We start from the raw sequence: 18,575 nt of genomic DNA, 5'->3' as shown, positions 1-18,575 counted from the left end.
AATTGTCAGCTGTTGGGGCTTCAGAGGTCGCTATGCTATATATTGTTCGTCTTATTCTTACCGTTATCTACTGCATTCTGGTCTGTATTTTCGGCTGCATCTATTGCCTGTTCAGTCCGCGTAATCCTAAGCATGTTGCCACCTTCGGCCATATGTTCGGTCGCCTTGCGCCGCTGTTTGGTCTGAAGGTTGAAAAACGTCTGCCTGAAGGGGCGGAGAATTTCGGTAACGCCATCTATATCGCCAACCATCAGAACAATTACGATATGGTGACCGCCGCAAATATCGTTTTGCCACCGACCGTGACGGTGGGGAAAAAAAGCCTGCTGTGGATCCCGTTTTTTGGCCAGCTGTACTGGCTGACCGGTAACCTGCTGATCGACCGTAACAACCGTGCGAAAGCGCACAGCACCATTGCGGAAGTGGTCAATCATTTTAAAAAGCGCAGAATCTCAATCTGGATGTTCCCGGAAGGAACGCGCAGCCGCGGCCGCGGCCTGCTGCCGTTTAAAACCGGTGCGTTTCATGCCGCAATTGCGGCAGGTGTTCCAATTATTCCTGTGTGCGTTTCCAATACTTCGAATAAGATTAATCTTAACCGCCTGAATAACGGGCTGGTGATTGTCGAAATGCTGCCACCCGTCGATACCAGCAAATACGGTAAAGACCAGGTGCGCGAGCTGGCAGCGCACTGCCGTGAGCTGATGGCTCAGCATATTGCGCAGCTCGACAAAGAAGTCGCAGAGAGAGAAGCCGCCGGTAAGATTTAATCCGGCGTTGAAGGGAAAACGAATTCCCGCGTTGTTAGTCGTTTCAGATGGAGCTTATATGTCACTCAGTCGGCGTCAGTTTATTCAGGCTTCCGGGATCGCCCTTTGTGCGGGTGCGATGCCGCTGACAGCCAGCGCCGCCGGGCAGCAACAGCCGCTGCCCATTCCGCCATTAATTGAATCCCGTCGCGGTCAGCCGCTTTTCCTGACGCTGCAGCGTAGCCACTGGTCCTTTACCCAGGGGACGCGCGCGCCGGTCTGGGGCATTAACGGACGTTACCTTGGGCCGACCATACGCGTGTGGAATGGCGATGACGTAAAGCTCATCTACAGTAACCGTACCCCTGAAAATGTCGCCATGACCATCAGCGGCCTGCAGGTGCCTGGCCCGTTAATTGGCGGCGCGGCGCGAATGATGTCTCCCAGCGCCGACTGGGCGCCCGTTCTGCCGATTCGCCAGAGCGCGGCCACCCTGTGGTATCACGCCAACACGCCTAACCGCACGGCGCAGCAGGTTTATAATGGCCTGGCCGGAATGTGGCTGGTGGAAGATGAGGTCAGCAAATCCCTGCCGATCCCGAACCACTACGGCGTGGATGACTTCCCGGTTATCATCCAGGACAAGCGTCTGGATAATTTCGGTACGCCGGAATACAGCGAGCCGGGCAGCGGTGGCTTTGTCGGCGATACGCTGCTGGTCAACGGCGCGCAAAGCCCGTATGTGGAAGTTTCGCGCGGCTGGGTGCGCCTGCGTCTGCTCAACGCGTCTAACTCGCGCCGCTATCAGCTGCAAATGAGCGATGGCCGTCCGCTGCACGTGATCTCCGGCGACCAGGGCTTTTTACCGGCGCCGGTTTCCGTCAAACAGCTGGCGCTCTCGCCGGGCGAACGTCGTGAAGTTCTCATTGATATGACCAATGGGGATGAAGTGTCTGTCACCTGCGGTGAAGCGGCCAGCATTGTGGACCGCATTCGCGGGTTCTTTGAACCGTCGAGCATTCTTGTCTCGACTCTGGTTCTGACCCTGCGCCCGACCGGTCTGCTGCCGCTGGTGACCGATAGCCTGCCAATGCGTCTGCTGCCGCAGGAGATCATGAGCGGCTCGCCGGTGCGTAGCCGTGATATCAGCCTGGGCGACGACCCGGGCATCAACGGCGCGCTGTGGGACGTCAACCGCATCGACATTACCGCGCAGCAGGGCACCTGGGAGCGCTGGACGGTCCGTTCAGATATGCCGCAGTCGTTCCATATTGAAGGGGTGGCATTCCTGATCCGCAACGTCAACGGCGCGATGCCGTTCCCGGAAGACCGCGGCTGGAAAGATACCGTCTGGGTGGACGGCCAGGTTGAACTGCTTGTCTATTACGGTCAGCCTTCGTGGCCGCACTTCCCGTTCCTGTTCCACAGCCAGACGCTGGAGATGATGGACAGGGGCTCCGTGGGGCAGATGCTGATCAACCCTGCGCCATAATCCTGTCATTCCCGGTTCGCCGGGAATGGTTTATGCCCGCCAGAAAAAGCGCGAGAACAGAATCAGCACCGGATAAATTTCCAGACGCCCCAGGATCATCGCCGCGCACATCAGCAGTTTTGCCCCCTCGGTTAACGTGCCGAACGTCGACGCCGTCTCGCCAAACCCCAGCCCCATGTTGTTGATGCAGGCGGCAACCGTTGCGAATGCGGTAAACAGGTCGTAGCCCATCAGGTTGAGCGACCAGACAAAAAAGCCTGTGATCATGACGTAGAGAAAAAAGAAGCTCCATACCGAGCGCAGGACGCGTTCATTCACCACGCTTTTGCCCACCTTAATGCTCAGCAGCGCTCTCGGATGCGCCAGCTGGTTCATCTCCTGAATACTCTGCTTGAACATAATGAGAAAACGCAGGGCTTTGATCCCGCCGCAGGTCGAGCCTACGCAGCCGCCAAAAAAGCTGGCGCTCAACAGCAGGAAGATGGTGTGTGCGGGCCATTGGGCATAGTCGGCTGTCGAAAGGCCGTTATCGGTCATCATCGAACTGGCAAGGAAGAAGGCGTGCACCAGGCTATCCGTGGCGTTGTACGTCCCGGCATGCCAGACCTGCCAGGCGGTGATGACAATAATCACCGCGGCGGCGCTCAGAAAGAATTTAACCTCCGGGCTGCGGCGAATCGGTTTCAGGGTGCGTCTGACAATGGCGACGTACCAGAGGGTGAAGTTGAACGCGGAGAGCAGTGAAAACGCCCCGGCGACCAGCTCAATCGCGTGGCTGTCATAAAACCCAATGCTCTCGCTGCGGGTGGAAAATCCGCCCAACGACACGGTCGACAGCCCGTGACAGAGGGCGTCAAAAAATGACATTCCCGCCAGCCAGTAGGCCAGGGTGCAGGCCACGCCCAGCGCGAAGTAGGTCACCCACAGCGTGCGCGCGGTATCGGCAAGGCGGGGAGTCAGACGCTCCTCTTTGAACGGCCCCGGCATCTCTGACTGATAGAGCTTCATGCCGCCGATGCCCAGCAGCGGCAGGACCGCGACGGCCAGCACGATGACGCCTAACCCGCCAATGAAATTCAGCTGTGCGCGGTAATAAAGGTACGACTTGGGCAGGGCGCTGACGTCCCCGATGACCGTTGCCCCGGTGGTGGTGATCCCGGAAACCCCTTCAAAGAGCGCGTCGGCAAAGGAGAGCTGTAGCCCATCATCCATCCAGAGCGGCATGGCGCTAATGAATGAAAACAGCAGCCAGAACAGCACGATAATCACAAACCCGTCGCGGGTGCGAAGCTGTATGCCGGCGTGACGTGTAGCCCGCCAGGTTAGCCCTCCGAGAGTAAAAAAGGTTAAAAAGGTGGTCAGGAAGGCAAAGTAGGTCCGCTCTTTATTCAGCAGGGCGATCACCATCGGCGGCAGCATGGAAAGGCTGTACAGCAGAACCAGAAAACCGCAGAGGTGAAGGACAACCCGCAGCTGGGATACATGTAACGAATCGTTGGGCTTCACGACAGAGCTCCGCGCAATAACACGTTCCGGGGCAACTCACCGGAAAATATAGTGAATATTATGATTCAAAATTATCAGGGCGCCGTATTTTAACGACTTCCCCGAATATCTGCCTGCTTCATGCATCCTTTTCTTCAAATCTGGCGGATGAACAGCGTATAATCCCGCTCCTTTTGTCTATTTTTTCTTCGGAAGCATTATGAGCGCAATTTCCCTGATCCAGCCGGATCGTGACCTCTTCTCCTGGCCCCAGTACTGGGCGGCCTGCTTTGGACCGGCGCCATTCCTGCCGATGTCCCGGGAAGAGATGGACCAACTGGGCTGGGACAGCTGCGACATCATTCTGGTCACGGGCGATGCCTACGTTGACCATCCGAGCTTCGGCATGGCCATCTGTGGCCGTATGCTTGAGGCGCAGGGCTTCCGCGTGGGGATCATCTCCCAGCCTGACTGGAACAGCAAAGACGACTTTATGCGTCTGGGTAAACCGAACCTGTTCTTCGGCGTCACCGCAGGCAACATGGACTCGATGATCAACCGCTATACCGCCGACCGCAAGCTGCGCCATGACGACGCCTACACGCCGGATAACGTGGCGGGTAAACGCCCCGACCGCGCGACCCTGGTCTATACCCAGCGCTGTAAAGAAGCCTGGAAAGACGTCCCGGTGATCCTGGGCGGCATCGAGGCGAGCCTGCGCCGCACCGCGCACTACGACTACTGGTCAGATACCGTTCGCCGCTCGGTGCTGGTGGATTCCAAAGCCGACATGCTGATTTACGGTAACGGCGAGCGTCCGCTGGTGGAAGTGGCGCACCGTCTGTCGCAGGGTGAGCCGGTGAGCAGCATCCGCGACGTGCGCAATACCGCCATCATGGTAAAAGAGGCGCTGCCGGGCTGGAGCGGGGTGGATTCCCGCATCATTGATATGCCGGGCAAAATCGACCCGATCCCGCACCCGTACGGCGAAGATCTGCCGTGTGCCGATAACAAGCCGGTTGAGCCGAAAAAAGCGGAAGCGAAGGCTATCGTTGTGCAGCCGCCGCGCCCGAAACCGTGGGAAAAGACCTACGTGCTGCTGCCGTCCTACGAGAAGGTGAAAGCCGACAAGGTGCTCTACGCGCACGCGTCCCGTATTCTGCACCATGAAACCAACCCGGGCTGCGCCCGCGCGCTGATGCAGAAGCACGGCGAGCGCTTTATCTGGATTAACCCGCCGGCGATCCCGCTCTCCACCGAAGAGATGGACAGCGTCTTTGCGCTGCCGTACAAGCGCGTGCCGCACCCGGCGTACGGTAACGCCCGTATCCCGGCGTATGAGATGATCCGCTTCTCGATCAACATCATGCGCGGCTGCTTCGGCGGCTGTTCGTTCTGCTCCATTACCGAGCACGAAGGGCGTATTATCCAGAGCCGCTCTGAAGATTCGATCATCAATGAGATCGAAGCGATTCGCGACTCGGTGCCGGGCTTTACCGGCGTGATTTCCGACCTTGGCGGCCCAACCGCGAACATGTACATGCTGCGCTGCAAGTCGCCGCGCGCGGAGCAAACCTGCCGTCGCCTCTCCTGCGTCTATCCGAGCATTTGCGAGCATATGGACACTAACCATGAGCCGACGATCAACCTCTACCGCCGCGCGCGGGACCTGAAGGGCATCAAGAAGATCCTGATCGCGTCCGGGGTACGTTACGACATCGCCGTGGAAGATCCGCGCTACATCAAAGAGCTGGCGACGCACCACGTCGGCGGCTATCTGAAGATTGCGCCGGAGCACACCGAGGAAGGCCCGCTGTCGAAAATGATGAAGCCGGGCATGGGCAGCTACGATCGCTTTAAAGAGCTGTTCGATACCTATTCAAAGCAGGCGGGTAAAGAGCAGTACCTGATCCCTTACTTCATCTCCGCGCACCCGGGCACGCGCGATGAGGACATGGTGAACCTGGCGCTGTGGCTGAAGCAGCGTCGCTTCCGCCTGGATCAGGTGCAGAACTTCTATCCGTCACCGCTCGCTAACTCGACGACCATGTATTACACCGGCAAGAACCCGCTGAGTAAGATTGGCTACAAGAGTGAAGAGGTGGTGGTGCCGAAAGGGGATAAACAGCGCCGTCTGCATAAAGCGCTGCTGCGCTACCACGATCCGAAAAACTGGCCGCTGATCCGTCAGGCGCTGGAAGAGATGGGTAAAAAACACCTGATCGGCTCGCGCCGCGACTGCCTGGTACCGGCCCCGACGCTGGATGAGATGCGCGAAGCGCGTCGCCAGAACCGCAATACGCGCCCGGCGCTGACCAAGCACACGCCGATTGTGCATCAGCGTTCGAACGGTAATTCGAGTGTGAAGAAGCCCGTGAAGCGCAAAGCGTAAATAAAAAACCCCGGCGAGCCGGGGTTTTTATGTCGACACGTAGGCCGGGTAAGGCGAAGCCGCCACCCGGCTTTTTTACGCGATTACCCGCCAAACTGGTCCGGGTCCGGGCCTAAACGTTTACCCTTATCCAGCTTCGCAATCTCACCCAGCTCGTCTTTGTCCAGACGGAAATCCCAGACGTCGAAGTTCTCGGCGATGCGCGATGGCGTGACCGATTTCGGGATGACCACCAGGCCGTTGTCCAGATGCCAGCGAATGACGATTTGCGCTGGGGTTTTACCGTATTTATCCGCCAGCTCACGGATAATCTTTTGATCAAACACCCCTTCGCCGCCCTGCGCCAGCGGGCTCCAGGACTCGGTCTGGATTTTATGCGTAGCGTTCCAGGCGTGTAGCTGGCGCTGCTGCATCAGCGGGTGCAGCTCGATCTGGTTAATCACTGGCGCAACGCCCGTCTCGTCAATCAGCCGCTGCAGGTGATGAACCTGGAAATTACAGACGCCGATGCTTTTCACCAGCCCCTCTTTCTGCAGTTCAATCATCCCTTTCCAGGCGTCAACGTAGTGATCGATAGCCGGAACCGGCCAGTGCATCAGCCAGAGATCGACGAAATCGAGCTGGAGTTTCTCCAGGCTCTCCTCCAGCGCTTCGCGGGGACGTTTTTGATCGTCGTTCCACAGTTTCGTGGTGATGAATAACTCATCGCGGGGGACGCCAGCGCTGGCCAGTGCCTTACCCACGCCGTCCTCGTTTTTATATGCGGCGGCGGTATCAATGGACCGATAGCCGACTTCCAGGGCTTTATGAATGGCGGAGACGACCTCGTCGTTACCGGCTTTCCATACACCTAGCCCCAACTGGGGCATCACGTTGCCGTCCTGCAGCTTGATTACGGTTTGGTTTGCCATTTTTCCTCCTTCAGGTGCGCATCGCCGGAGGGTTCCTCCGGCGATGGGTTGTGCATTAAGTCTGGACGAAATGTCAAAAAACGAAAGTCGGGAGGGCAAAAACGCTTAGCGTGCCGCTTCGTAGATGCGACGGCTCACGTCGAGCGTAATATCGCCGTGCTCGCCCAGGTGGGTCATGCCGTGTTCTTCGAGTTTTGCCAGCAGGGCAGGGATGGAGCTGCCGTCCAGGCCGTAGCCAGACAGACGCGTTGGCACGCCCAGACTTTCAAAGAAGCTGCGGGTTGCTTCGATGGCGGCATCAATACGCGCATCGTCAGAACCCTCGGTGATGTTCCACACGCGTTCAGCGTACTGCAGCAGTTTGGCACGCTTGGTATCCCGTTTTTCGTTCCACAGCGCAGGCAGCACAACGGCCAGCGTCTGAGCGTGGTCCAGACCGTGCATCGCCGTCAGCTCGTGGCCCAGCATATGGGTTGCCCAGTCCTGCGGCACGCCAGCCCCGATCAGGCCGTTCAGCGCCTGCGTTGCCGCCCACATGACGTTGGCACGAACGTCGTAGTTTTCCGGCTCTTTCAGCGCTTTTGGACCTTCTTCGACGAGCGTCAGCAGAATGCCTTCCGCGAATCGATCCTGAATTTTGGCATCTACCGGATACGTGACGTACTGCTCAACGGTATGAACAAAGGCATCGACCACGCCGTTCGCCACCTGACGCGCAGGCAGGGTGTAGGTGTAAACCGGATCCAGGATCGCGAACACAGGCTGAACGTGTTCGTTCATAAAGGCCTGTTTGTCGCCGGTCGTTTTACGGGAGATCACCGCGCCCTTGTTGGATTCAGAGCCGGTGGCCGGCAGGGTCAGCACGGAGCCCATCGGGATGGCGCTTTTAATGTCGCTGCCGCGGGTTTCCAGAATGTGCCACGGATCGATGCCGTCAGCGTAGTGCGCTGCCGCCGCGATGAACTTGGTGCCGTCCAGCACGGAGCCGCCGCCGACGGCCAGCAGGAAGGTGATATTTTCTTCGCGGGCAATTTTCACCGCGTTCATTAGCGTTTCGTAAGACGGATTTGGCTCGATGCCGCCGAACTCACGCACGTCCAGACCGTCCAGGGCGCTGTAAACCTGATCCAGCACGCCGGTTTTTTTCACGCTGCCGCCACCGTAGGTGATCAGTACGCGGGCGTCAGCGGGGATCTGCGCGCGCAGATCGGCGATAGCATCTTTACCAAACAGAATGCGGGTTGGGGTGTGAAGATTAAAGTTGTTCATTGCTCGTTCCCTTTAGTGGGTGAAAAACCGTGGTGGCGCAGAGGGCGACCTGATGCTGCACATTGTGGCCGTCCGGGGCTATCCTCTCAATGCACATTCCTGCCGATGTCTTGCCCATTTCTACAGAGCGCTGGAGAAAGCGCGGAAAAGCACGCACACTGTCAACGTCGGAAACCGTACCCGGAGTAACGTAATATGAACCGTGAAGCGATCTGCCATCAGCTCACTGCGCAGATTAAAAGACTGATAGATAAAGAAAATGGCGTCAGCGATCTGCTTCCTGACATTCGCCTGCTCTACGGCACGCAGCCCGGGACGCGCACGCCGGTCATGTATCAGCCGGGCATCGTTTTTCTCTTCTCGGGCCATAAAATTGGCTATATCAACGAGCGCGTGTTCCGCTACGACACCAATGAATATCTGCTCCTGACGGTACCTTTACCCTTCGAATGTGAAACCTTCGCGACAGAAGCCGTTCCGCTGGCCGGTATTCGCGTCAACGTCGATATTCTTCAGCTGCAGGAGCTGCTGATGGAGATTGGCGAAGATGAGTTCTTCCAGCCGTCTATGGCATCGAGCGGGATTAACTCGGCGACGCTGTCGGAAGATATCCTCTGCGCCATTGAGCGTCTGCTGGACGTGATGGAAAGGCCGCTGGACGCGCGTATTCTGGGCAAACAGATCGTCCGCGAAATTCTCTACCATGTGCTGCTGGGTCCGGGCGGCGGGGCGTTACTGGCTCTGGTGAGCCGACAGACCCACTTCAGCCTGATAAGCCGCGTGCTCAAGCGTATCGAAAGCCAGTACACGGAAAACCTCAGCGTCGACCAGCTGGCGGCGGAAGCGAACATGAGCGTCTCGGCGTTTCATCATAACTTCAAGTCGGTGACCAGCACCTCGCCGCTGCAGTACCTTAAAACCTACCGGCTGCATAAGGCGCGGATGCTGATGATCCACGACGGCATGAAGGCCAGCGCGGCGGCAATGCGGGTGGGTTACGAAAGCGCGTCGCAGTTCAGTCGGGAGTTTAAGCGCTATTTTGGCGTTACGCCGGGAGAAGATGCATCACGCATCCGAACCATGCAGGGAGCTTAAGCTTTTTCCTCTCTCCCCTATGGGGAGAGGGGATCACGCGCTGCAGTACTTCTTCTTAATCACCACCGCGATGGTTCCCACCAGGCCTGCCACCAGCAGGAACATCGGCAGCACCATCAGGAAGGTCATCACCTGATCTTCATGGTGTTTCACAAAGGGGATCATATTCAGCGCATAGCCGAGCGTGGTGACCACACCCACCCACAGCAGAGCGCTCAGCCAGTTGAAGAACTGGAAGCGGCGGTTTGACAGACCGGAAATGCCCGCCATCGTTGGCAGAAGCGTGCGAACAAACGCGAGGAAACGCCCCGCCAGCAGGGCCAGCAGGCCATGCCTGTCGAACATGCAGGTCGCACGCTGATGATATTTATGCGGTAACTGCGCCAGCCAGCCTTTTACGACGCGGGTATTCCCAAGCCAGCGGCCCTGCAGATAGCTCAGCCAGCAGCCCAGGCTGGCTGCGGAGGTGAGAATAACCATTGTTGGCGTGAAGTCCATGACGCCTTTCCCGATTAACGCCCCGGCAAGTAAAAGCAGGCTGTCACCGGGTAAAAACGAGGCTGGCAGTAATCCATTTTCCAGAAAAAGAGTTGCGAACATCACGAGGTAAACGATACCAACGATGTGAGGATCCGCCAGCGCGGCAAAGTCGTGATGCCAAAGCGCCGCGATAATATCTTGAATAACAGCCATGGACTTTCCTGTGGAACAGCAGATATAGCGCTATTGTACTCCCTTATTCGCCCGTCGGGTTTGATCCCGGGCGCAACTCATGCAGACTTTTCTCATTGCCGTGTCCACAAAAGCGTCCAGAGAGTACATTTTCAGCCAGCACTCTACACGATACGCTCGAACCCTGCTGCTAAATCGGCAATCAGATCGTCAACATTTTCTAAACCGATATGCAGTCGAATCAGGGTACCGCTGAAGTCCACTTCACCGCCGGGACGCAGAGCCGCAACCTGTTCCGGCTGATTAGGCAGGATCAGGGATTCAAAACCGCCCCAGGAGTAGGCCATGCTGAAGAGGGTAAAATTATCCAGATAGCTCGCCAGCTCGTCGTTATTCAGCCGCTTTTTCAGTACGAACGAGAACAAACCGCTGCTGCCCGTAAAATCACGCTGCCAGAATTCGTGGCCTTTACTGCCCGGTAGCGCGGGATGATTCACGCGCTCAACCTGCGGATGCTGCGCCAGCCATTCGGCCACCTTCAGGCTGCTTTCATGGTGCTGACGCAGGCGAACGCCCAGCGTGCGGAGTCCGCGGCTGGTCATGTAGGCCGTATCTGCATCCACCATCTGGCCCATCAGGTAGGCATTTTCACGCAGCTGATCCCAGCAGCGCGCGTTGGAAACCGCGGTGCCAATCATGCCGTCAGAGTGGCCTATCAGGTATTTCGTCGCCGCCTGAATCGAGATATCAATGTCGAACTCCAGGGCTTTAAACAGCACGCCCGCCGCCCAGGTGTTGTCGATCATCACGATCGCCTCTGGCGCTTTGCTGCGCACGGCCTTCACGATAGCCGGTACGTCGTGAACTTCCATGGTGAGCGATCCCGGAGATTCCAGGAACACAATGCGCGTGTTTGGCTGAATAAGTTCGGCAATGCCTTCACCGATCAGCGGGTCGAACCAGCCGGTCGTTACGCCGAGCTTGCTGAGGATTTTGGTGCAGAAGTCCTGGCTGGGCTCGTAGGCGGTGTTGGTCATCAGGATATGGTCGCCCTGTTCCACAAACGCCAGAATGGTGTTGGCGACCGCCGCCGCCCCGCACGGGAACAGCGCGCAGCCCGCGCCGCCTTCCAGCTCGCACATCGCTTCCTGAAGAGAGAAATGGGTCAGCGTGCCGCGACGGCCATAAAACAGCCCGCCTTTCGCGCGGTTACGCGTGGCGATTTTTTTCTCCTCTACGGTATCAAACACCAGCGAGGAGGCTCGTTGAATCACGCTGTTGACCGATCCCTGCGTATATTTTTTGCTGCGTCCTGCCTGTACCAGCGTGGTATCAAGATGCTTCTTTGTCATGTTCGCTAACCCTGTTTTTATACGTCTGGACGTCCAGACTACCACGATTGGAAAAAACTGCACCCCGGGGCTTATCGAATAAGCAGAAAATATTAGCAAAAATTTGCATAAGAAATTTTTACTGCGTAAGCGCAAGGAAAGTGAACGAAAATTACGGCACCATGCAAATACTAATGAGAACTACTATCAATTCGACGACGTTTTGATATTATTACGCTCAGATTTTGTGATTTGCGTCCTGGAGATACAGAGTGGGTAATAATTTGATGCAGACGGATCTCTCCGTTTGGGGCATGTATCAGCATGCTGACATCGTGGTTAAGATTGTGATGATCGGCCTGATTCTGGCGTCCGTTGTCACCTGGGCTATCTTCTTCAGCAAAAGCGCCGAGCTGCTTTCGCAGAAGCGTCGCCTTAAGCGGGAACAGCAGCAGCTGGCTGAAGCCCGCTCTCTGGATCAGGCTTCAGATATGACCTCATCCTTCCACGCGAAAAGCCTGACCACCCTGTTAGTGAACGAAGCGCAGAACGAGCTGGAACTCTCCGCTGGCAGTGAAGATAACGAAGGGATCAAAGAACGTACCGGTTTCCGCCTGGAGCGTCGCGTTGCGGCCGTTGGCCGACACATGGGACGCGGCAATGGCTATCTGGCGACCATCGGCGCGATCTCACCGTTCATCGGTCTTTTCGGAACGGTCTGGGGCATCATGAACAGCTTTATCGGTATCGCGCAGACCCAAACCACCAACCTGGCGGTCGTGGCGCCGGGTATCGCAGAAGCGCTGCTGGCGACGGCAATCGGTCTGGTCGCCGCTATCCCGGCGGTGGTTATCTACAACATCTTCGCACGCATGATTGGCAGCTACAAAGCCACGCTGGGTGATGTTGCCGCGCAGGTTCTGCTGCTGCAAAGCCGCGATCTCGACCTGAACGCCAGCTCGGTTAAGCCGGTGCACGCGGCGTCTAAACTGCGCGCAGGTTAAGAGTATGGCGATGCGTCTAAACGAAAATCTGGACGATAACGGCGAAATGCATGAAATCAACGTGACGCCGTTTATCGACGTCATGCTGGTTCTGCTGATTATCTTCATGGTGGCCGCGCCGCTGGCGACGGTGGATGTGAAGGTGAATCTGCCCGCCTCTTCCAGCCAGCCCCAGCCGCGCCCGGAGAAGCCTATCTACCTGTCGGTGAAAGCGGATAAATCAATGTTCCTCGGGAACGACCCGGTGACGGCCGACTCGGTCATCCCGGCGCTGGAGCAGCTTACGGGCGGTAAGAAAGACACCACGGTCTTCTTCCGCGCGGATAAAACCGTTGATTATGAAACCATGATGAAGGTAATGGACACGCTGCATCAGGCGGGTTACCTGAAGATTGGACTGGTCGGCGAAGAGAAAGCGGCCTCGAAGTGATAAAGAAGCTGGCGAAAGCCGGCTTTTTTTATGCCTGTCGGCTTAAGCGTTTTTATTATCCGTCGGTGCGGTAGAAGGGATTGCCAGCGCGTCCTCATCAAGCGCCACGCAGGTGACGTTTGAGGTACGGTACTCACCGTCGGACAGCTTGCGCGTCAGACGCAGGGTGGAGATTTCTCTGGCAAGCAGATACTGATAATTGGCCTCAAGACGTCCCAGAAGCTTCTCTTTCAGCTCGGGACGCTGCTCTATGATGGCGTTCATCACGGCACCGTAAATCTCTTCTTTGACCTGTAGCGGATAAATTTCACGGCGATTCTGCCACTTCAGACGAACCAGCGTCGCCGGGATCGATACCAGGTCTTGCGTAATACGCGTCATCTCGTCATTTTTTGTGTTTCTTAGCGCGTCGAGATTTTGCTTTAAGATAAATTCATCACTTTTTTTATCATCTAAAGTCAAATAAACGTCGTTGTTTTTAACTTCTTTCACGTTAATCTTCCCCCAGGCTATAAAAGATTGGGTTGTTTTTTTCGCGCGTAATTAAATTAAGCCAAATTTCATTGCCCGCTTCATTAATTTCTTCGGTTTTCTCGGCCATTATTTGACTTAGTTTCTGGGCATCTATTTCACCCTCGGCCTGCAGGTCATTCAGCAGGTGGACAAAGGCTTCAATTTTTATGGCGCGAAATAAGCGGTCTTTTATATGGCGATCGTGCTCTTCCAGCAACATATTTCGGGATTTGCCAGTTCGGGAAACACCAATTAATATATCGGGCTCGAAATCAGAGAGCTTTCTTTTCCCCTGAGTGAAACTGGCCTCTTTTTCTGCTTCCGTCGGTTGCTGTTCCACAGGCGTAATGTGGTACTTAGCCGGGACGAGATAGTCGGGCAGCATTTTTAATTTCCTTTATTTTCAACAGGGTGGGGTTGGTAAAGGCGTGAGATTCGTTGACAATATCATGAGGCAAATTTAAAATCAAAAAAAATGGAGCCTACCCATGAACAGCATCTTTTTTACGGTCATCACATTACTATTACTGACCGCTGGTGTGCTTTTATTGATGCAGGAGTTCAATAAAACGAAAGTGTCGAAAGACACCAGTGAACCCCCGCAACCTGAACTGATGACAAAAGAGGAAGGGGAAGACCATTTCTCTGTATTGATGAACTCCGTTACGCCTGTCTGGTACTGGCGGGTGAACCACGAATATATTGACTTTTTACACGCGACAATTAAGCGCATGAAAATGTCGGAAATTAATGACACGCCTGGACTGTTTGAGGCACAGCGTCGCTGTAGCGATCTGAATTCAGCAGTCTATAAATATTATGACAATATTAAAAAGCGCTGTCTTAACGGCGAGAAGGTCTCTTATTCCGATCTGGACGTATTAAATTTGCGTCAGTGTTTTCGCGAGTTCAGCTTGGAAGCCTATCCTGAACTGGTGGCGCTTGTCTGGCCGGAGTACGCACGTCCCGAGGTTAACCCAGACAACGTCTAAGTGACGTACCGTTGAGTTATTGCAAACAGCCAGCGCCGTTGAGATATACTGGGCGCTGGTTTCTTTTGCAAACAGGACTTTATGGAACGCTTTTTTGAAAATGCCATGTATGCCTCCCGCTGGATACTGGCCCCCGTCTATTTTGGCCTCTCGCTGGCACTTATCGCACTGACGATTAAGTTCTTTCAGGAAATCTGGCATGTTCTGCCGAACATTTTTTCTATTGCCGAAGCGGATTTGATTCTGGTTCTGCTGTCGCTGGTGGACATGACCCTGGTGGGCGGGCTGCTGGTGATGGTGATGTTCTCCGGCTACGAGAATTTTGTCTCCCAGCTCGATATCGACGAGCGTAAAGAGAAGCTCAGCTGGCTGGGCAAAATGGATGCTTCGTCGCTGAAGAATAAAGTGGCCGCGTCGATTGTGGCGATCTCTTCTATCCACCTGTTGCGCGTTTTTATGGACGCGAAGAACGTGCCGGATAACAAACTGATGTGGTACGTCATCATCCACCTGACGTTTGTGCTGTCTGCGTTTGTGATGGGGTATCTGGATAAGATCAGTAAGAAATAAAGTACACCTTACCCCTCACCCTAACCCTCTCCCCAAAGGGGCGAGGGGACCGCTCGGTGCGGCCTTTCTCCCTCTCCCTGTGGGAGAGGGCCGGGGTGAGGGCATCAGACCGCACTATTTATCCGACGACGCCTGCCACAGATTCAAAGCGCTTTCCCACTCTGCACTTATCACATCACAAATTGCATCACTAAGCGTGGGCCTAATGATTAACGGCAGCTGTGTGACCAGTGAAGCCACGCTAATTAAAAATGATCACAAAACGTTATAATTTCCCTCTTTCCTGCCGATAACGAGAGTAGTACTCGCCTCTGGGCGAACTCACCCTCACGGCAAGGAAGACTTATGAATATGCTCCGTAATTTCACGATCCGTTTCGTCATGCTGACGATTCTCGGGATCTTTTGTTTAATGTGGGCGGGCGTTGGGTTGTACAGCACCTGGTCCCTTTCTCGCGTATCGGATGGCAATGAAGTCGATCGCCAGCTGGTTAAACAGATGACGGTACTCAGCCAGGGTAACGATCAATATTTCCGCTTTGTGACCCGTCTGAGCCGCGCAATGGAAGTCAAAGCCGCAGGCGGCACGCCGGATCTGTCCTCCGCCCAACAGGCGCTGGATAACATGGGCAAGAAACTGGCCGAGATGAAAGCGATCTCCCCAGGCCCGATGGACGAGCAGGTCTCTTCCCGGGTGATCGGCTCCTGGCAGGCGCTGCTCGAACAGGGCGTCACGCCGCAAATGCAGCAGGCGAAGCAGGGGGCTCTGGAGGGGTATCGCCAGCAGGCCAACAACGTCACGCCACCGCTGAGCCGCGCGTTCGGTGCGGCCGCTGAGGCGTTCAACAATGCCGCCGCGAAGTCGCTCGACAGCACCCGCGTGGTGGTGGACGGCCTGACAAGCATGACCCGCACGGTGATTATCGTCGCCACGATTATCGGCCTGCTGATCCTGCTCTTCACCGACCGTTACCTGGTGGCGATGCTGGTCAAACCGCTGGCTCGCATTCGCCAGCAGTTCCGCCAGATTGCCCAGGGCGATCTCAGCCAGCCCATTGAGCCGTTCGGCCGCAACTGCGTGGGGCAGCTGGTGCCGCTGCTGAGCGCGATGCAGGACAGCCTGCGCGAAGCGGTCAGTACGATTCGCTCCGGCAGTGAAAATATCTGGCGCGGTGCGACGGAAATCTCCAGCGGTAACAACGACCTCTCTTCCCGTACCGAAGAGCAGGCGGCTGCGCTGGAAGAGACGGCAGCCAGCATGGAACAGCTGACCGCCACGGTGAAACTGAACGCGGAAAGCGCGCGTCAGGCCAGCCAGCTGGCTGATGTGGCCTCAACTACCGCCAGCCGCGGCGGCTCGCTGGTGGAAGAGGTGGTGACCACAATGAGCGGTATTTCGGAAAGCTCGAAGAAAATTGCTGAAATCACCAACGTGATCAACAGCATTGCCTTCCAGACCAATATTCTGGCACTCAATGCGGCGGTTGAAGCGGCGCGTGCCGGCGAACAGGGGCGTGGTTTCGCCGTGGTGGCAGGTGAAGTTCGTAACCTGGCAAGCCGCAGCGCCAACGCGGCTAAAGAGATTGAGGGGCTGATTACCGATTCCGTTTCCCGCGTAGAGCAGGGGGCGCAGCTGGTGAGCGACACCGGCACCACCATGGATGCGATTTTGCGCGACGTGACGGAAGTGACGACCATCATGAAGCAAATCGCTTCCGCCTCTGAGGAGCAAAGCAAGGGTATTTCGCAGGTCGGGATTGCCATTACCCAGATGGACGGCGTGACCCAGCAAAACGCCTCGCTGGTTGAAGAAGTTTCTGCCGCGGCGGCGGCGCTGGAGCGCCAGACCGAAGAGCTTCAGCGCTCGGTGCAGAAGTTCCGCCTGACGGCATAACGCAACGTACAAGGCCGCCTTGTGCGGCCTTATATTATTAACGCCTTCCCCATTCAGCCCCTTCTGAAACTGCTATTCTTTTGCTAACCCCCTGACGTTCTGGGCTCTCTTCTTCGAGGTGTTGCTATGAACAGATCGTTATCTGTCGTTCCCGTCCTTTCTTTCATTCTTCTGATGCTGTTCTCGGTTTCTGCCAGTGCGACCCAGCAGGCGCAGGAGCGGCGCGTGGCGCGTGATGTCAGGCAGGAAACCCGCGACGCGTCGCGGCAGGTGAAGCAGACCTGCGTGGCGAACAATAACCAGAGCAATCACGACTGCCGTCAGGACAAGCGTCAGATGAAACAGTCCGGAAGACAAAAAGCGCGGGACATTAAGTATTAATGCAACAGATGAGGCGGCATGCAGGCATGTCTCTTACCGCCTTTTCCAATGGCGTTTCAGCATGACGATCGTCATTGATGCTTCGCCCGGCCAGAACTTAGGGCGTATTTTGACGTGCGTCTCACGCTGGTGCGTTTAACCCTGCAGCTGCAATTCTGGAAATCGGATATCCCGTTGCGGATGCCACTTCCGCAATACGCTTAAATGAAGGGTTACCGTTTGGTGAAAGTGATTTATAGAGTGATTCGCGAGAAATGCCTGCACGTTTAGCAATGACGGTCATCCCGCCAGAGGCTTCAATCACATGTCGTAAAGCCAGCATGAACGCCTCATAGCCTCCGGGCTCGTCAATTTCAATGAAAGCCTGATGAAGATATACGGGCGCGAAATCCGGAGAATCTTTCAGGAGCTGTACCATTGCGTCATCATGAAGTACTGATTTAGCCATTCCGATTTCCTCTTATATTCTGCGCTTGTAGTCGTTGAGATACTCAACGGCCCTGTCAATATCTGCATTTTGCTTTTTTTTCGTTCCAGTCAATAGCACCAGACTCACTGCGCCATCTGCCGGATCGAAGACTTCGCTGAAATAGACGCGGTAACCCGGCCCCTGGTCAATCCTGAGTTCTGAAACGCTCTCTCTGCATGGCTTGCAATCACCATAGTTACCCGTAGACATTCTGGCGACACGTGTAGCAATCATGGCTTTAGCTATGGGATCTTTCACACTTCTCAGATATGCATCAAAAGGGTCGTACCCGTCTGCTGTGATGTAGTGTTTGACCTTAGCCATTATTGTAGCCTGTAGTTTACGATAAGCAAATGCATTGTAATCTTCAGGCTACGACAGGCAACTGTTCACAGGGTTGTTGCAGTGGGGAAGATGTGATTTCTGAAAGCGGATCGCAAAAATGTGAGATCTTGTGCGGAGGGATGACTGCATAACAACGAGGCCGGGCTCGCAGAGCGCTGCCCGGCTGTATTTATCAGTACGTCGCTTCACCAATCAGCGCACCCGTGCCCGCACCAACGGCTGCACCTTTCAGCACGCTCTTGCCGGTAACCGCTGCGGCACCTGCTCCCACGGCAGCCCCTACCGCGCCGCCCTTACGCGCGGCTTTACCTTTGCCGCCGTTTTTGAACATGGCACCTGTGCCTGCGCCCACGACGGCGCCGCCAACGGTCGATTTCAGATCTTTGCCCGTGGCCGCACCAATGGCCGCGCCTGCTACCGCGCCAGCGGCGGTTTTGTCGATAGCCATTCCCGAGGTGGAAAAAATGAGGGCGCTGATAACCAGCGTTGTTTTAATAAGTTTCATAACAGATCCTTTGTGACTGCTGTCGGTTGAGACGTCGTTTCTCACGCGAGAAAAACGTCCAGATAGTGCCAGCAATA

At 55.9% G+C, this 18,575-nt stretch carries 20 protein-coding genes; 10 read left to right on the top strand and 10 right to left on the bottom strand.

Translation table 11 applies throughout. The features are described from left to right. The first annotated feature begins 32 nt into the window (after positions 1 to 32). Positions 33 to 770 (top strand): 1-acylglycerol-3-phosphate O-acyltransferase, encoded by a 738-nt coding sequence (gene plsC, locus LBF07_RS07780; protein WP_023333413.1) that lies wholly within the window; start codon positions 33 to 35, stop codon positions 768 to 770. 58 nt (positions 771 to 828) lie between these two features. Then, a complete protein-coding gene (ftsP, locus tag LBF07_RS07775; protein ID WP_033146650.1) occupies positions 829 to 2,241 on the top strand; it encodes a cell division protein FtsP in 1,413 nt (470 codons plus the stop codon). A gap of 30 nt (positions 2,242 to 2,271) precedes the next feature. On the opposite strand, the gene LBF07_RS07770 is transcribed toward ftsP, so the two are convergent. After that, positions 2,272 to 3,747 (bottom strand): TrkH family potassium uptake protein, encoded by a 1,476-nt coding sequence (locus LBF07_RS07770; RefSeq protein ID WP_094935315.1) that lies wholly within the window; start codon positions 3,745 to 3,747, stop codon positions 2,272 to 2,274. A 199-nt stretch (positions 3,748 to 3,946) separates the two neighbouring features. Here LBF07_RS07770 and LBF07_RS07765 point away from each other — a divergent pair, with 199 nt between their 5' ends. Next, positions 3,947 to 6,118 carry a YgiQ family radical SAM protein gene (locus LBF07_RS07765; protein ID WP_045356051.1) on the top strand — a complete coding sequence of 724 codons (2,172 nt, stop codon included), beginning with the start codon at positions 3,947 to 3,949 and terminating at the stop codon, positions 6,116 to 6,118. Between the two features lie 83 nt (positions 6,119 to 6,201). Here LBF07_RS07765 and dkgA read toward each other — a convergent pair whose 3' ends face one another. Next, positions 6,202 to 7,029 carry a 2,5-didehydrogluconate reductase DkgA gene (gene dkgA, locus LBF07_RS07760; protein ID WP_033146647.1) on the bottom strand — a complete coding sequence of 276 codons (828 nt, stop codon included), beginning with the start codon at positions 7,027 to 7,029 and terminating at the stop codon, positions 6,202 to 6,204. 105 nt (positions 7,030 to 7,134) lie between these two features. Further along, complete coding sequence (gene yqhD, locus LBF07_RS07755) at positions 7,135 to 8,298, bottom strand: alcohol dehydrogenase (protein WP_094935316.1); 1,164 nt, start codon at positions 8,296 to 8,298, stop codon at positions 7,135 to 7,137. A 195-nt stretch (positions 8,299 to 8,493) separates the two neighbouring features. On the opposite strand from yqhD, the gene LBF07_RS07750 reads away from it, so the two are divergent. Further along, on the top strand, positions 8,494 to 9,393 hold the full coding sequence (locus LBF07_RS07750; RefSeq protein WP_094935317.1) for an AraC family transcriptional regulator: 900 nt from the start codon (positions 8,494 to 8,496) through the stop codon (positions 9,391 to 9,393). 33 nt (positions 9,394 to 9,426) lie between these two features. Here the strand turns inward: LBF07_RS07750 and yghB are convergent, their stop codons facing one another. Beyond that, the gene (gene yghB / locus LBF07_RS07745) at positions 9,427 to 10,086 is read right to left on the bottom strand and encodes a DedA family general envelope maintenance protein YghB (protein WP_029740714.1); all 660 of its coding nucleotides are present in this window, start codon (positions 10,084 to 10,086) and stop codon (positions 9,427 to 9,429) included. 143 nt (positions 10,087 to 10,229) lie between these two features. Beyond that, a complete protein-coding gene (gene metC / locus LBF07_RS07740; protein WP_045403978.1) occupies positions 10,230 to 11,417 on the bottom strand; it encodes a cystathionine beta-lyase in 1,188 nt (395 codons plus the stop codon). Between the two features lie 251 nt (positions 11,418 to 11,668). Here metC and exbB point away from each other — a divergent pair, with 251 nt between their 5' ends. Next, on the top strand, positions 11,669 to 12,400 hold the full coding sequence (gene exbB / locus LBF07_RS07735) for a tol-pal system-associated acyl-CoA thioesterase (RefSeq protein ID WP_023333405.1): 732 nt from the start codon (positions 11,669 to 11,671) through the stop codon (positions 12,398 to 12,400). A gap of 4 nt (positions 12,401 to 12,404) precedes the next feature. Next, positions 12,405 to 12,830 (top strand): TonB system transport protein ExbD, encoded by a 426-nt coding sequence (exbD, locus tag LBF07_RS07730; RefSeq protein ID WP_023309173.1) that lies wholly within the window; start codon positions 12,405 to 12,407, stop codon positions 12,828 to 12,830. A 42-nt stretch (positions 12,831 to 12,872) separates the two neighbouring features. Here the strand turns inward: exbD and LBF07_RS07725 are convergent, their stop codons facing one another. Both LBF07_RS07725 and LBF07_RS07720 read right to left on the bottom strand, forming a co-directional pair. Beyond that, entirely contained in the window at positions 12,873 to 13,322 is a 450-nt protein-coding gene (locus LBF07_RS07725; protein WP_094935318.1) for a cytoplasmic protein, read from the bottom strand. 1 nt (position 13,323) lies between these two features. Beyond that, positions 13,324 to 13,728 (bottom strand): hypothetical protein, encoded by a 405-nt coding sequence (locus LBF07_RS07720; RefSeq protein ID WP_023309171.1) that lies wholly within the window; start codon positions 13,726 to 13,728, stop codon positions 13,324 to 13,326. Positions 13,729 to 13,831: 103 nt separating this feature from the next. Here LBF07_RS07720 and LBF07_RS07715 point away from each other — a divergent pair, with 103 nt between their 5' ends. The 4 genes from LBF07_RS07715 to LBF07_RS07700 all read left to right on the top strand — a co-directional run bounded on the left by LBF07_RS07715 (position 13,832) and on the right by LBF07_RS07700 (position 17,179). Then, positions 13,832 to 14,335 (top strand): ESA_00282 family adhesion-associated protein, encoded by a 504-nt coding sequence (locus LBF07_RS07715; protein ID WP_023309170.1) that lies wholly within the window; start codon positions 13,832 to 13,834, stop codon positions 14,333 to 14,335. Positions 14,336 to 14,416: 81 nt separating this feature from the next. Then, complete coding sequence (locus tag LBF07_RS07710; RefSeq protein WP_023309169.1) at positions 14,417 to 14,905, top strand: TIGR00645 family protein; 489 nt, start codon at positions 14,417 to 14,419, stop codon at positions 14,903 to 14,905. Between the two features lie 345 nt (positions 14,906 to 15,250). Beyond that, positions 15,251 to 16,798: a methyl-accepting chemotaxis protein gene (locus LBF07_RS07705; RefSeq protein ID WP_045888191.1), complete on the top strand. Its 1,548-nt coding sequence runs from the start codon at positions 15,251 to 15,253 to the stop codon at positions 16,796 to 16,798. A 126-nt stretch (positions 16,799 to 16,924) separates the two neighbouring features. After that, a complete protein-coding gene (locus LBF07_RS07700; RefSeq protein WP_094935319.1) occupies positions 16,925 to 17,179 on the top strand; it encodes a hypothetical protein in 255 nt (84 codons plus the stop codon). 121 nt (positions 17,180 to 17,300) lie between these two features. Here the strand turns inward: LBF07_RS07700 and LBF07_RS07695 are convergent, their stop codons facing one another. The 3 genes from LBF07_RS07695 to LBF07_RS07685 form a co-directional block, all read right to left on the bottom strand. Then, positions 17,301 to 17,627, bottom strand: coding sequence for a DNA-binding protein (locus LBF07_RS07695; RefSeq protein ID WP_032640599.1), 327 nt, complete (start codon positions 17,625 to 17,627; stop codon positions 17,301 to 17,303). A gap of 12 nt (positions 17,628 to 17,639) precedes the next feature. Next, positions 17,640 to 17,972: a type II toxin-antitoxin system RelE/ParE family toxin gene (locus LBF07_RS07690; RefSeq protein ID WP_033146641.1), complete on the bottom strand. Its 333-nt coding sequence runs from the start codon at positions 17,970 to 17,972 to the stop codon at positions 17,640 to 17,642. A gap of 193 nt (positions 17,973 to 18,165) precedes the next feature. Then, positions 18,166 to 18,498 carry a glycine zipper family protein gene (locus LBF07_RS07685; RefSeq protein WP_094935320.1) on the bottom strand — a complete coding sequence of 111 codons (333 nt, stop codon included), beginning with the start codon at positions 18,496 to 18,498 and terminating at the stop codon, positions 18,166 to 18,168. Positions 18,499 to 18,575 lie beyond the last annotated feature (77 nt).

This window comes from Enterobacter cloacae complex sp. ECL352, assembly GCF_020149545.1.
GTDB lineage: Bacteria > Pseudomonadota > Gammaproteobacteria > Enterobacterales > Enterobacteriaceae > Enterobacter > Enterobacter asburiae_B.
This window is presented reverse-complemented; position numbering and strand designations above follow the sequence as displayed.